Source organism: Thermoactinospora rubra (genome assembly GCF_002093975.1).
In the GTDB taxonomy this organism is placed as follows: domain Bacteria; phylum Actinomycetota; class Actinomycetes; order Streptosporangiales; family Streptosporangiaceae; genus Nonomuraea; species Nonomuraea rubra_A.
Map to the genome: position 1 here is coordinate 130,237 of NZ_MSZZ01000011.1, position 13,103 is coordinate 143,339.

The following is a 13,103-nucleotide window of genomic DNA, read 5'->3' on the forward strand; positions in this document are numbered from 1 at the left end:
TCGTGTTGACTGGGACTCGCCTACCTTACGCCCGAACCCTCCCCGGCCCTGAGCTGCCAGGAGGCTTTCAGCGTCTTCTGAGGAAGTATGAGGTTGGAGTTGTTTAAGGTGTAAATATCCCTTCCCTCCGGAGTCAACCGAAAGGTCTGTGCGGATGGTCACGCCCCGCCGACTGGCCGCATTCGTCGGAGCGCTCGCCGCACTCGCGTCGCTCGCCGTCGTGTGCTCCCTCACCGGCGTGCTCTCATACGGCCAAGCCGTCGCCTTCGGCGCGACGCTGCTCGCCCTCGCCTACCTCGTGATGCTCGCCCGCCGCCTCGACGCCAAGGCCCACCGCGCCGAGCTGCGGGCCAAGCGGCACGAGGAGACGCTCAAGCGCGTGGAGGACAGGCTGGACCGGCTCGAAGTAGCCATGGCCGACGCGGCGGCCCAGCGCAACGAGGACCTGCGCGCCATCCTCGCCTCCATAGGCGAGGACCGCGTCTACGCCATGGAACTGCGCGCCATGCTCAAGGAACGGCTGTGAGCGTTCTCATCAGGCACAACGACTACGGCTCGCTGGACCCGCCCGCGCTGGGCACGTGGGAGCCGGAGCTGACCGTGTCGGTGGTCATCCCGGCGCGGAACTGCCAGGAAGGGCTGGAGCGCACGCTCGCCTCGCTGGCCGAGCAGACCTACCCGCGCGACCTCATGGAGGTCGTGGTCGTGGACGACGGCAGCGACCCGCCGCTGCGCGCCGAGGGCGCCAGGGTCGTGCGCGTCGCGAACGGCTGGGGCCGCGGAGCCGCGCGGCAGGCCGGGGCCGACGCGGCGTCCGGGCAGGTGATCCACTGGCTCGACTCCGACATGATGCTGGCCGAGGACCACATCGAGGCGCACATGCGCTGGCACCACCTCACGCCTTATGTAGTCGTCATCGGCGATGTGACGTTTCTCACACCGGAGGAGGTCAAGCCCCGGTACACCGCCGACATGCTGGAGTCCACCCGGCGGCTCAGGGACGCCGGCGGCAGCGCCTACCTGCTGCACACCGGTGCGACCACGTCCGTGCGCGCCGCCCTGCTGCGGGCCGCGGGCGGGGTGGACGCCTCGCTCAACATGGCCGAGGACACCGAGCTCGGCTACCGGCTGGCGCAGGCGGGGGCGGTGTTCGTGCCCGACGAGGAGGCGCGCGCCTGGCACGTCGGGGAGTCCACCGTGATGCGCCGCCAGCAGGAGGTGCACCGGCACAACTGGTCCTACCTGGGCGACTACATCCCCGACCTGCGGTGGCTGCGCGGCCATCCGCGCCGCCAGTGGCTCGTGCCGTACGTCATGGTGGTGGTCGAGGCGGGCGGCTACGAGGAGACCCGGGCCAGCGTCGACTCCGCCCTGGCCGGGACCGTCCCGGACGTGGCCGTCACGCTCGTGGGGCCGTGGAGCTCGCTGCCCGGCGGGCGGCGCGAGTGCCTGGACGAGCCGCTGCTGGACCTGCGCCTCACCCGGCACCTGTACACGCACGAGCCGCGCGTCCGCTTCGCCGAGTCGCCGCCCGCGAGCGTGGCGCCCACGCCGTACCTGCTGCGCCTGCCCACCGGCTGGTCGCTCGGCGCCGACACGCTGGCCCGGCTGGTACGGCTGGCCGAGGCGGACACGCTCGGCCTGGTCAGCGTCGCCCTGGCCGAGACGCCCGAGGGGGTGGTGACCGCGCGGCTGGAGCGCACCGCCGCGTTCGCCCGCGCCCGCTTCCACGACGGGCGCCCGGACGACGTGGTGGACGCGCTGTTCGGCTCGATGTGGGTGAGCGGTGAGGAGTACGGCTTCGCCGCCGAGCCCGAGCCGCTGGCGGGCGATCCGGCCAAGTGGCGGGCCGTGGCCGCCGAGCGTCAGAAGGAGATCGAGCGCCTGCGCGCCGAGCTGGAGCGCCTGTCGGCCCGCACGCCGGACAGCCCGCTGAAGGCCCTGTTCCGGCAGCTGAGGAGCGTCGGGTGAGCGCCGTCTCCGACCTGCTGGCGCGGCTGCCGAAGGCGCGCGTCTTCACCGTCGGCGTCGAGGTCGGCGGCCAGGCGGGCACAGGCGGCGGCCAGGCGGGCACGGGCGGCACCGACCTGGACCGCGAGCTGCCGGACCCGTCGGCGGGGCGGGCGCGCGAGGTGCTCGTGCTCGCCGGGACCCCGGCCGACCTGCGGCGCGCCGCGACCCTCCACAAGCTGCTCCCGGAGGCCACCCACGTGGTCGTCGCGGTGCTCGACACGCCGCCGGCGCACCCGGCGCCGGTGCCCACGCCGACGCCCGCGCACCGCTGGCGCGCCCTCACCGACCTGCGGGTCCACCAGCCCAGCCAGCGCGTGTGGGTGGTCGAGGCGGTCTTCTCCAAGCCGACCCCGGCGGGCCGCCTCCTCACCGCCACCTCCCGCGCCTTCGCCGGGCACCGCCTCGACGTCGTCGGCGTCCCGGCCGCCGCCGCGCTGGCCGGGGTGGGCGCGGCCGACTGGCGGCCGGGCGACCCCAACGCCACCCCCGCCGAGCCCGCCGGGCCCGTGCCCGAGCGGGTCGGCGCCCCCGGCGGCGACGTGGTGCTGCGCACCCTCGACGTGCCCGGCGAGCCGGAGTTCGCCGGGGAGGAGGACCCCATCGACCGGCCCACCCCGGCCGCGGCCAGCTGGGAGAGCCTGGGCCGGCCCGGGGGCAGGGAGCTGGCCGACCCCGAGGTCCTGGGCGACCCGTCGATGATCCCGCCGGTCGACGAGCGGCTGGTCAACCCGCAGGGGTTCGTCACCACCCCGGCCCGCGGCATGGCCTCGCTCGCCGAGCGGGCGGGCCGCTGGGCGGTCGTCCTGGACGGGCAGGTCGTGGTCGCCTTCGCCGAGTCCGGCGGCGTGACCGACGCCGACGTGGCCAGGCTGCGGCAGATCCGCGGCGTGCGGATCGACTGGCGGCACGCCCACAGCGGGCCGCTGGCCGCCGTCCGCGTGCTCGCCGGCCTGGCCGCCGCGGGCGTGCCGCTGGTGGCCGACTCCGCGCCGCTGTGGGCCAGGGCGCTCGGCGAGCCCCTGGTCGAGCTGATCACCTCCGGGCCCGACCTGGAGGACGACCTGCGCCGCGAGGAGTACAGCATCCGGCTGCGCCGCGAGGCCCTGCGCACGCACTCCGTGGCCGCCCGCTGGCGGCAGCTCGGCGCTCCCCCGCCCACGCCGCAGCTCACCTCCGTCCTGCTGGCCACCCGCCGCGCCGAGATGGTCGGCTTCGCGTTGGAGCAGGTCGCGCGGCAGCGCGGCGCCGAGCTGGAGGTCGTCCTGGCCCTGCACGGCGTCTCGGCCCGGCATCCCGACGTGGCCGAGGCGGTCAAGCGCTTCGAGCGGCCCATCACCGTCTTCGAGAGCCGGTCGGTCTTCGGCGAGGTGCTCAACCAGGCCGCCGCCCGCGCCTCCGGCTCGTTCCTGCTGAAGATGGACGACGACGACTGGTACGGCCCCGACTTCCTGGCCGACCTGCTGCTGGCCCACTCCTACTCGGGCGCGCAGGTCGTCGGCACCGTGCCGGAGTTCGTCTATCTGTCCTCCATCGACGTGACCGTGCACCGGCAGCAGATCACCGAGCAGATCACCAGCTTCGTGGCGGGCGGCACGATCCTGGTGGAGCGCTCGGCCTTCCAGGCGGTCGGCGGCTTCCGCCCGCTGCCCCGGTCGGTCGACACGCAGTTCCAGGAGGCGCTGCAGGCCGCGGGCGGGCAGATCTACCGCACCCACGGCCTGGGCTACATCCTGCGCCGCGGCCCGGCGGCCAACCACACCTGGCAGGAGCCCATCGGCACGTTCCTGCAGCGCAACAAGCGGCAATGGCGCGGCTTCCACCCCAGCCGGCTGATGGAGCTCACATGAGGATCAGGCACAACGACTACGGGGTGCTGCCCGTGCCCGAGCTCGGCTCGTGGGAGCCCGCGCTGAGGGTCTCGGTGGTGATCCCGGCGCACGACTGCCAGCGGACGCTGGACCTGACGCTGGCGGCGCTGTCGGCGCAGACCTACCCGCGGGAGCTGATCGAGGTCGTCGTCGTGGACGACGGCAGCCCGCAGCCGCTGCGCGCCCCCGCGGGCGTCACCGTGCTGCGGGCGCCGTCGGGCGGGTGGGGGCGGGCCTGGGCCGTGCAGGCGGGGCTCGACGCGGCCTCGGGCGAGGTGACGCTCGTGCTGGACGCGGACATCGTGCCGCACCCGCAGCACGTCGAGGCGCACCTGCGCTGGCACCACCAGGCCGACTACGTGGTGGTGCTGGGCTGGCTGGACTTCACGGACTCGCCGCTGCCGACGCCCGAGGAGGTCGCGCGCAAGCCGTACGACGAGCTGTTCCGGCTCGCGCCGCAGCGGCACGACTGGGCGGAGGCCCTCATCGAGGCCCACGACGGGCTGCGCAAAGCGCCCAGCTCGCTGGCGGGGCACGTCCACGTGGGGGCCAGCGCGTCGTATCCGACGTGGTTGCTGCGGGCGGCCGGCGGGCTGGACGTCTCGCTGGTGCTGGCGGAGGACACGGAGCTGGGCTATCGCCTCACGCAGGCGGGGGCGGTGTTCGTGCCGGACCCGGCGGCGCGGGCCTGGCACGTCGGGTTGCCGACCGCGATGCGGGACTACCCGGCGCTGAAGCGGCACAACGACCCCTATGTGGCCGATCGCGTGCCGTACCGGCGCTACCTGCGGACCGATCCGGGGCGGCAGTGGCTGGTGCCGTACGTGGAGGCGGTGGTGCACGCGGCGGGGTACGAGGACGTGCGGGCGACGGTGGACTCGCTGCTCGCCTCCAGCGTGCCGGACCTGCGGGTGACGGTCGTGGGACCGTGGGGCTCGCTGGGCCGCGAGCGGCGCTCGCCGCTGCGGGACCCGGACCTGGACCTGCGGCTGGTCAGGGCGGCTTTCGAGCACGACCCCCGGGTACGGCTGGCCGCTCCTGACGAGCCGCTCCCCGGCGAGGCCCTGCCCGGAAAGGCCGGCGGGGCGGGCACGGTGGGCACGGTGGGCGCGGTGGCGCCGTTCGTGTTGCGGTGCCCGGCCGGGTGGACGGCGGGGGCCGACACCGTGGCCAGGCTCGTGGAGCGGCTGGAGGAGACCGACGGCGGCGTGCTGTGCGCGGTGCTGGAGGAGACCCGCGAGGGGGTGATGACGGCGCGGCTGGAGCGCACGGCCGCGCTGTCCCGCGCACGGCACCTGGCCCAGCCGGACGAGCACGTCGACGACGTGGTGCACGAGCTGTTCGGCGTCGAGTGGGTCGACGGGCCCGGCTACGGCTTCGCCAGGCGGCCCAAGGTCTACCCGCCGCGCAGGCGCCGGCAGCCCGAGCCCACGCCGCAGGACAAGGAGCTGGCCCGGCTGCGCAAGCGCAACGCCGCCCTGCAGGCCGAGGTGGCCAGGCTGCGGCGCGAGGCGGCCAAGGGCAAGCGCGACACCGAGCGGTGGCGCGCCAAGGCCGAGAACTGGCGCCGCGAGGCCGTGCGCAGGGAGCGCACGGTGTTCCGGCGGGCGGCGCGCAAAATCGGGCTGACCTCTTTCGTCCGGCGTCCGGGCCCGTCATCCTGAACCTTCACCGACGTTGGGGAACGGCACATGACGGGGCTTGTGGTGGGGAGCCCGGGCGGGCGGGTGGAGCTCGCGCCCGGGCAGCGTCTGGTCATCGGGCGCGAGGGCGACGTGGTCATCGTCGACGCCCGCGTGTCGCGGCACCATGTGGAGATCTTCTTCCAGGGCGGCCGCTGGCTCCTGCGCGACCTCGGCAGCCGTAACGGCACCTACCTGGGCGAGCGCCGCGTCTTCGAGGTGGAGGTGACCGGGGGCTGTGCCGTACGGCTCGGCGGCCCCGACCACGGACCGCTCGTCAGCCTGGAGCCGCGCGCCCTGCCCGGCACGCCGCCCCCTGCACCCTCCACACCTGGCACGCCGCGCCCGGTGCCCGACATGCCCGTCACGATGACCGGCAAGCCCACGCACCCGGGCCTGCCCAGCGGCCCGCCGCAGCGCACGCTGCCCCTCGGCGCGCGCCTGCGCGTCGGCCGCGCGCCCGGCAACGACCTGCCGCTGCCCGACGACCTGCTGGTCTCCCGCCACCACGCCGAGCTGACCCGCGCGCCCCACGGCTACGTGGTGCGCGACCTGCGCAGCCGCAACGGCACCTACGTCAACGGCCACCGCGTCGCCGAGGCGTCCCTGCGGCCCGGCGACACGATCTCGGCAGGCCACCACCGGCTGGTGTTCTTAGGCGACCGCGTCGCCGTCCACGACGAGTCGGGAGCCGTCTCGCTGCACGCCGAGGAGCTCACCGTGCGGGCCGGCCGGAGCGTGCTGCTGGACCGCGTCAGCCTGCGGCTGGACGCCCGCAGCCTGATGGCCGTCGTGGGCCCCTCGGGCGCGGGCAAGTCCACGCTGCTGGGCGCGCTGACCGGCTTCCGCCCCGCCACCGAGGGGCGGGTGCTGTACGAGGGCCGCGACCTGTACGCCTGCTACGACGACCTGCGCCACCGCATCGGCCTGGTCCCCCAGGACGACATCCTCCACAAGGAGCTGACGGTCGAGCGGGCGCTGGCCTACTCGGCGGCGCTGCGCTTCCCCCAGGACGTCTCGCGCGCCGAACGGCAGCGGCGCATCGACGAGGTGCTGGGCCAGCTGGACCTCGACGAGCGCCGCGGGCTGCGCGTGGACCGGCTCTCCGGCGGCCAGCGCAAGCGCACGAGCGTGGCGCTGGAGCTGCTCACCAAGCCCTCGCTGCTGGTTTTGGACGAGCCGACCTCCGGCCTGGACCCCTCGCTGGACAAGGAGGTCATGAACACCCTGCGCGCCCTGGCCGACGACGGCAGGACCGTCGTGGTGGTCACCCACAGCGTGCTGCACCTGAGCGTGTGCGACCGGGTGCTGGTGCTGTGCCGGGGCGGCAAGATCGGCTACTTCGGCCCGCCCGGGGAGCTGCTGGGCTTCTTCGGCGTCAGCGAGTACGCCGACGTGTTCAAGATGGTCTCCGAGGAACCCGACCGGTGGGCCGAGCGGTTCCGGCGCTCGCCGTACTTCGCCCGCTACTGCGGCGCCCCCGGGCGGTCCGCCGCCCACGTGGCGCAGCCGGCGCCCGCCCCGCCCCCGCCGAAGCAGAGCCTGGCCCGGCAGTTCGGGATCCTCGCCCGGCGGATGGCCGCGGTGATCAGGTCCGACCGGCTCGCCGCGCTGTCGATGATCGGCCTGCCGATCGCGCTCGCCCTCATGACCCGCGTGATCGAGGGCTCCGACGGTCTGGGCGTGCCGAAGGGACGCACGGAGGAGGCCGGGACGCTGCTGATCATCCTGATCTTCGGCGCGGCGCTCATGGGGCTCATCGGGGCGATCCGCGAGATCGTCAAGGAGAAGCCGATCTACCGCAGGGAGCGCGCCGTCGGCCTGTCCCCGGCCGCCTACCTGCTGTCCAAGCTGCTCGTCCTCGGCGTCGTCAACGTGGCGCAGGCGGCGGTGTTCGTGCAGCTCAGCCTGATCGGCCGCAAGCCGCCCGCCGACCCGCTGGTGCTCGGCCCCGTCGAGATCGTCGCCGTCGTGTCGCTGGTCGCCTTCGCATGCAGCGTGCTCGGCCTGCTGGTCAGCGCCCTGGTGTCGACGAACGAGCAGGCCATGATGGCGATGGTGGTGCTCATCATGGCCCAGTTCGTGTTCATCGGGAAGCTGATCGAGGTGGTGGGACGCGCCGGGCTGGAGCAGATCGCCTGGTTCGTCCCCACTCGGTGGGGTTACGCCGCTGCCGCCGCCACCGTGGACCTCCAGCGCGTGGACGTCTCACCGCTGCGGGACGCCCTGTGGGACCACAAGGCGTCCACGTGGCTGACGGACATGGGCGTCCTGGCCGCCATGGCCCTGCTGCTGGCGGCAGCCGTACGGCTCGCGCTCGCCAGACGCGGGTGAGAGCGGTCAGTCGTCGCCCTCCACGCGCATGACGCTGGCCACCGCCCTGACGATGTCGAGCTCGCGAAGGCCCTCGATGGTCGCGGTGAGCGCGGCGTCGGTGGCCCGGTGGGTGACGATGACCAGCTGGGCGTCGTCGCCGTGGCCCTCCTGGCGGACGGTCTGGATGGACACGTCGTGCTTGGCGAACTCCTCGGCCACCCGCGCCAGCACGCCCGGCTTGTCGGCGACGTCCAGCGCCACGTGGCAGCGCGTGATCGTCTGGCCCATGGGGTGGACGGCCAGCTCCGCGTAGGTGGACTCCTCCGGGCCGCGGGTGCCGGCCAGGCGGTTGCGCGCCACCGCGACGATGTCGCCGAGCACCGCCGAGGCGGTCGGCGCGCCGCCCGCCCCCTTGCCGTAGAACATCAGCTGCCCGGCCGACTCGGCCTCGACGAAGACCGCGTTGTACGCCTCGCGGACCCCGGCCAGCGGATGCGTCCGGGGGATCATCGCCGGGTGGACGCGGACCCCGATCGACCGGCCGTCGTCGGACTTGGCGCAGATGGCCAGCAGCTTGATCACATAGCCCATGGCCTTGGCGCTGGCCACGTCGGCCGCGGTGATCTCGGTGATGCCCTCGCGGTGCACGTCGGCGGCCGTCACGCGGCTGTGGAAGGCCAGCGAGGCCAGGATCGCGGCCTTGGCGGCGGCGTCGAAGCCCTCGACGTCGGCGGTCGGGTCGGCCTCGGCGTACCCGAGCGACTGGGCCTCCTCGAGCGCGTCGGTGAACGACATGCCCGTGGTGTCCATCTTGTCGAGGATGTAGTTCGTGGTGCCGTTGACGATGCCGAGCACGCGCTTGACGTGGTCGCCGGCCAGCGACTCGCGCAGCGGGCGCAGCAGCGGGATGGCGCCGGCGACGCTCGCCTCGTAGTACAGGTCTCCCCCGCCCGCGTGGATCGTCGCGCCGTCCTCGGCCAGCAGCGCCTTGTTCGCGGTGACGACGGCCTTGCCCTTGGCCATCGCGGCCAGGATGAGCGTGCGCGCGGGCTCGATGCCGCCGATCACCTCCACCACGATGTCGACGTCGTCGCGGGTGACCAGCGCCTCGGCGTCGGTGGTGAGCAGGTCGGCGGGCACCTCGACGTCGCGCTTGCGCCCGATGCGGCGCACGGCCACGCCCGCCAGCTCCAGCGGGGCGCCGATGCGGGCGGCGAGGTCGTCGGCCTGCTCGCGCATGAGCCTGATGACCTGCGAGCCGACCACGCCACACCCGAGCAGCGCCACTTTCAAGGGTTTCACAGTTGCCCCCTCAACAGGTCCTCTTCGGTCTCCCCCCGCACGATCACCCGCGCCCGGCCGTCGCGCACCGCCACGACGGGAGGCTTGGGCAGGTAGTTGTAGTTGCTGGCCAGGGACCGGCAGTAGGCGCCCGTGGCGGCCACCGCCAGCAGGTCGCCCGGCGCCAGGTCGGCCGGCAGGTAGTGGTCGCGCACGACGATGTCACCGCTCTCGCAGTGCTTGCCGACGACCCGGCTGAGCATCGGCTCGGCCGCGGACTCGCGGGAGGCCAGCAGGCAGGTGTACTCCGCCCCGTACAGGGCGGTGCGGAGGTTGTCGCTCATGCCGCCGTCGACGCTGACGTAGGTGCGCAGGTGCTCCACGTCCTTGACGGTGCCGACCTCGTAGAGCGTGATGCCGCCCGGGCCGACGATGCCCCGGCCCGGCTCGACGGTCAGGCGCGGCACGGGCAGGCCCGCGTCCGTGCAGACCTTGGCCACGATCTCCCGCAGCGAGTCGGCGATCTCCTTGATGTCGGGCGCGTCGTCGCCCTCGACGTAGGCGATGCCGTACCCGCCGCCCAGGTCCAGCTCGGGCAGCACGACGCCGTGCTCGTCCTTGATCTGCACCAGCAGCGCGGCCAGGCGCCGCGCGGCCACCTCGAACCCGGCCGTGTCGACGATCTGGGAGCCGATGTGGGAGTGCAGGCCCACCAGCTCCAGCTGCGGCAGCGCGAGCACGCGGTGGACGGCCTCGGCGGCGGCGCCGGAGTTGAGCGACAGGCCGAACTTCTGGTCGTCGTGCGCGGTCGCGATGAACTCGTGGGTGTGCGCCTCCACACCGGTGGTCACGCGGATCATGACCTTGGGGCGCACGCCGCGCTCGCCGGCGAGGAAGCCCAGGCGGGCGATCTCCTCGAAGGAGTCGACCACGATGCGGCCCACGCCCGCCTCCAGCGCCCTGGACAGCTCCGCGACGGACTTGTTGTTGCCGTGCATGGTGACGCGCTCGGGCGGGAAGCCCACGCTCAGCGCCACCGCGAGCTCGCCGCCGCTGGCCACGTCCAGCCCCAGGCCCTCGTCGCGCAACCAGCGGACGATCTCCTTGCACAGGAACGCCTTGCCGGCGTAGTGGACGTCGGATCCCGCGAACGCCTCGGCGTAGTCGCGCATCCGCGAGCGCACGTCCTCCTCGTCGATCACGAACAGCGGCGTGCCGTACTCCCGGGCCAGGTCGCGGACGTCCACACCGCCGACGGTGAGCGCGCCGCCGGCCCGGCCGGACGTTCGGGGCCAGATCGCGGGGTTGATCCGGTTGAGGTCGGCGGGCGGCTGGGGAGGCCGCTCGTGGGGCAGCATCTCGGCGTGCCGGTCCCCGGCGGGATGGGCGAATCGACTCACCCGAAGCAGGCTATCCGACCTGCGGCGAACCGTGGACACCGTGACCATCTGTCGAGACGGTCAAACCGAAGGATTTCCATCACAACCAGCCCGGACCAGGAAGGACTTTGCTCACGGCGCCCGCGAGCCGTACTCGTGCCGTGTGGAGCGGCTTGATCGCCTCGTCCCCCTTCGGCAGGGCCGGGGCGCATTCGAAGGCGTCGTGGTAGGCCAGCGCGAGCCGTACCAGGTAGCTCTCCCAGGCGGGGTCGCGGCTCAGCCGGCGCGCGGGCAGCTCGGCCAGCACCCGCAGCACCTTGCGGTCGAGGGGATGGTCGAGCAGCTCCGGCAGGAAGGGTCCTTCGGGTACGCCGAGGTCGCGCGCCCACCGCTCGGTCCAGCACGCCCGCACGTGCCCGTATCTCACGACGAAGCCGGGGTTGTCCCACGTGCGCGGGAGGTCCGGCCACTCGTCCGGCGGGCGGACCGGCTCGACCTCCTCCACCAGCTCGCCCGGCCGCTCCACCACGATCCGCAGCATGCCGTTGGGCAACACGCTCGCCCCCGGGATCCGCCCGGCCAGCTCGCGCGGGTCGACCCGGCGGCGCAGCGCGGCCGCGGACAGGTAGACCGCCTCCTCCGCCCACGTCCCCTCCGGCACGGGCGGCTCCCCCAGCAGGGCCGCCAGGCGCCGCACTAGATGAGCGCGTACGGCTCGGCGGAGCCGTACTCCACCAGCTGGGCGGCGCCCAGCAGCCAGCGGTCCTCCTCGCGCACCTTGACGTAGCCGAACCGGTCGGCGGAGAAGACCCTGACGCCGTCGGCGCGGCACTGGCGCATGAGCACCTGGTCCCAGCCGTCGGTGAGGTCGGCGATGCCCAGCTCGCGCAGCGCGCCGCGGCGGGCGAGCACGGTGCCGCCGGTGATCTCCGGCAGGTAGGAGTACTCGGCCTCCGGCTGCTTGAGCAGCGTGGCCATGGGGCCGCGCAGGTGGGCGTAGTAGGCGGCCTTGCCGACGATGTCGGCGGTGGTGTAGAGGAAGGCGCGCCTGAGGTCGGACAGATAGTGCCTGCCGTACACGTCGCGCGCGTCCATGATCGCCACGAGGTCGGCCTCGCACAGGTCCAGGCCCCGGTTGAGCATTGCGCCCGTGGTGAGCGACGGGTCGCGGTCACGGCACACGACCTCGACGCCCGGCATCGCCTCGCGCGCCTGCTCCCCCGCCTCGCGCGGGCCGAACAGCACCAGCTGCGTGACGCCCGACTGCCGCGCGACCTGGGCCAGCGCGGTCCCGAAGTCGTCGGGCAGCACCATCATGACCGACACATCCAGCGTGGCCCGGTGGCTGGGCAGGCCGACCGCCTCCAGCAGCTCGTCGACGCGGTCGGTCATCGTCCCTGAGGCGTAGGCGCGCCGCAGCGCCACGTGGGCGCGCCGCGAGTCGGGCTCGGGGCCGATGGGCGTGCCGCAGGCGGCGATCTCCGCCAGCAGCCACTGCGGCGTGCCAGGCGGCGCCTCGACGGCCGCCGGCCAGCGGTAGGAGGTCAGCACGTCGGGGTACGGCAGGCCCTCGGGCAGCAGCTGGTCGAGCGTGAGCACCCGGTCGATCCGCCCGCCGGACAGCGGCAGCGGGTTGTGGACGCGCGGCTGGATCCCGAACGGCAGGCGCGGCCAGCCGGAGGCGGTCTCGGTGGTGAAGCGGTGCTCGAACAGCTCGGCCGCCGCGGCGTAGTCGGCGATGCTGCCCTTGGTGTGCCAGAACACCGTGCGGATGCCGCGATCGGCGCACCAGGCCAGCAGCGCGCGCAGCCCCTCGCCGGGCTCGCCGACGATCTCCTCCGCCCAGGGCCCCCCGGTGACCGACTCGACGACCAGCAGGTGCGGCGTCTCCTGGGGCAGCACCCGGTGGAAGTCGCGCGGGGTGAAGCCGACGGTCTGCCGCCACTCGTAGCGCAGCAGCGCCTCCACGTGCGGGTCGGCGATGACCGCGGCCGTCAGGTGGGGGCGCGTGTTGGGCCCGGTCGGGATGCGGAACGGCTTGAGCCGGAAGGAGGCGCCCCCGACGGTCCGGGTCGAGCGGGTCGCCTGGAACTCCGCGCCCGGCCGGTCGTCCTTCCTGGCGACCGGGATCGGCTTGCGCTTGGGCGCGGCGGGGCGCTTGACCGGCTTGGCGGCCGTGCGCAGGCCCTTGGCCAGCCGCACCGGGTTGCTCTTGCCCGACTTGATGGCGTCGCCGATGCGGGTCCAGCGGGCCACCTTCATCGAGGACAGCTTCCACTGCGCGACCTCGGCCTGGTAGCGCTGCTCTGCCAGCTCCTTGCGCAGCCGGTCGGCCGCCTGGCGCTCGCGCTCCAGCTCCTCGGTGACCTCCTGGAGCCGGAGCGCGAGCGCCTTGGCCTCCTCGGCGGCCCGCTCGGCCTCGGCCAGGCGCTCCTGGGCGACGCCCAGCAGCCGCTCCAGCTCGGCCGCGTGCTCGGCCTGCGCGACGGCCTCGCGAAGGGCCCGGCGAGTGCTCTCAAGCTCCATGCTCACGGGCACGAAGGATACTCTTTGCGGGAAGTCGG

General features: G+C 73.9%; 9 protein-coding genes. 5 read left to right on the forward strand and 4 right to left on the reverse strand.

What is annotated here, in order from left to right; genetic code table 11:
- Positions 1–154: 154 nt before the first annotated feature.
- From BSB02_RS40660 to BSB02_RS20795, 5 genes are read left to right on the forward strand one after another with little or no spacing between them, the layout of a single operon-like run.
- On the forward strand, positions 155–526 hold the full coding sequence (locus tag BSB02_RS40660) for a hypothetical protein (protein WP_158088686.1): 372 nt from the start codon (positions 155–157) through the stop codon (positions 524–526).
- A complete protein-coding gene (locus BSB02_RS20780; RefSeq protein ID WP_158088687.1) occupies positions 523–1,971 on the forward strand; it encodes a glycosyltransferase family 2 protein in 1,449 nt (482 codons plus the stop codon). Before BSB02_RS40660 ends, BSB02_RS20780 begins: the two co-directional genes overlap by 4 nt.
- Positions 1,968–3,860, forward strand: coding sequence for a glycosyltransferase (locus tag BSB02_RS43050; RefSeq protein ID WP_084960853.1), 1,893 nt, complete (start codon positions 1,968–1,970; stop codon positions 3,858–3,860). Before BSB02_RS20780 ends, BSB02_RS43050 begins: the two co-directional genes overlap by 4 nt.
- A complete protein-coding gene (locus BSB02_RS20790; RefSeq protein ID WP_084960855.1) occupies positions 3,857–5,545 on the forward strand; it encodes a glycosyltransferase in 1,689 nt (562 codons plus the stop codon). The genes BSB02_RS43050 and BSB02_RS20790 overlap by 4 nt, the downstream gene beginning before the upstream one ends.
- A gap of 27 nt (positions 5,546–5,572) precedes the next feature.
- Positions 5,573–7,897, forward strand: a complete 2,325-nt coding sequence (locus BSB02_RS20795) for an FHA domain-containing protein (protein WP_084960857.1) — start codon at positions 5,573–5,575, stop codon at positions 7,895–7,897.
- A gap of 6 nt (positions 7,898–7,903) precedes the next feature.
- On the opposite strand, the gene BSB02_RS20800 is transcribed toward BSB02_RS20795, so the two are convergent.
- From BSB02_RS20800 to BSB02_RS20815, 4 genes are all read right to left on the reverse strand, one after another.
- A complete protein-coding gene (locus tag BSB02_RS20800) occupies positions 7,904–9,181 on the reverse strand; it encodes a homoserine dehydrogenase (protein WP_084960859.1) in 1,278 nt (425 codons plus the stop codon).
- The gene (gene lysA, locus BSB02_RS20805; RefSeq protein WP_084960861.1) at positions 9,178–10,560 is read right to left on the reverse strand and encodes a diaminopimelate decarboxylase; all 1,383 of its coding nucleotides are present in this window, start codon (positions 10,558–10,560) and stop codon (positions 9,178–9,180) included. The genes BSB02_RS20800 and lysA overlap by 4 nt, the downstream gene beginning before the upstream one ends.
- A 79-nt stretch (positions 10,561–10,639) precedes the next feature.
- The gene (locus tag BSB02_RS20810; protein ID WP_084960863.1) at positions 10,640–11,236 is read right to left on the reverse strand and encodes a DALR anticodon-binding domain-containing protein; all 597 of its coding nucleotides are present in this window, start codon (positions 11,234–11,236) and stop codon (positions 10,640–10,642) included.
- Positions 11,236–13,065, reverse strand: a complete 1,830-nt coding sequence (locus BSB02_RS20815; protein ID WP_084960865.1) for a hypothetical protein — start codon at positions 13,063–13,065, stop codon at positions 11,236–11,238. The genes BSB02_RS20810 and BSB02_RS20815 overlap by 1 nt, the downstream gene beginning before the upstream one ends.
- Between the last annotated feature and the right edge of the window lie 38 nt (positions 13,066–13,103).

Coding starts and splice junctions, on each gene's coding strand:
- BSB02_RS20790 (WP_084960855.1), top strand. CDS start 3,857: ATGAGGATCAGGCACAACGACTACGGGGTGCTGCCCGTGCCCGAGCTC.
- BSB02_RS40660 (WP_158088686.1), top strand. CDS start 155: ATGGTCACGCCCCGCCGACTGGCCGCATTCGTCGGAGCGCTCGCCGCA.
- BSB02_RS20795 (WP_084960857.1), top strand. CDS start 5,573: ATGACGGGGCTTGTGGTGGGGAGCCCGGGCGGGCGGGTGGAGCTCGCG.
- BSB02_RS20815 (WP_084960865.1), bottom strand. CDS start 13,065: ATGGAGCTTGAGAGCACTCGCCGGGCCCTTCGCGAGGCCGTCGCGCAG.